Genomic DNA, 689 nt, shown 5'->3' with positions numbered 1-689 from the left:
GCGGTCTATTGCAGGCTGTCAAAGGACGATGACCTGCAAGGCGAAAGTGCCAGTATCGCAAACCAGCGTGATATGCTGGAAAAATACTGCGAAAAGCAGGGATGGGAGGTTGTGGCAGTCTATCAGGACGATGGCTTCACAGGTCTTAATATGGAGCGTCCTGATTTACAGAGAATGTTGAGAGCCATTGAGCGCAGGCAAATCAACCTTGTCATCACGAAAGACCTCAGCCGACTGGGGCGTAACTATCTGCAAACCGGGCATTTGATTGAGGACTTTTTCCCAAGAAACGGTGTCCGCTATATCGCCATGAATGACGGTATCGACACCCTGCGGGATAACAACGATATTGCCCCGTTCAAGAATATCCTGAACGAGATGTACAGCAAGGATATTTCCAAGAAAGTCCATTCCTCTTATCTTCTGAAAGCGCAGAAAGGACAGTTTACCGGGTGTCTTGCCCCCTTTGGGTATCGGAAAGACCCAGAGGACAGAAACCATCTGCTCATTGACGAGGAAACCGCCCCGATTGTGCGGCTGATTTTCGGATATGCCCTGAACGGTCATGGTCCGAACTATATCCGCAGACGGCTGGAGGAAGAAAAAATCCCCTGCCCCACATGGTGGAACCGGGAACGGGGGCTTCGCAATACCCGCACCAAATGGGAAAAGAAAGACCCAGAAAACGG

The 689-nt window shown here is 50.7% G+C and carries 1 protein-coding gene; it reads left to right on the top strand.

What is annotated here, in order from left to right:
- Positions 1–689 (top strand): recombinase family protein (locus DW922_RS16395; protein ID WP_195715096.1); only part of this gene is annotated, 689 nt, incomplete at both ends.

The sequence above is a fragment of the Clostridium sp. AM42-4 genome (assembly GCF_003480105.1).
Classification (GTDB): domain Bacteria; phylum Bacillota; class Clostridia; order Lachnospirales; family Lachnospiraceae; genus Brotaphodocola.
The sequence above is the reverse complement of the archived record's forward strand: the minus strand, read 5'-3'. Positions and strand labels throughout refer to the sequence as shown.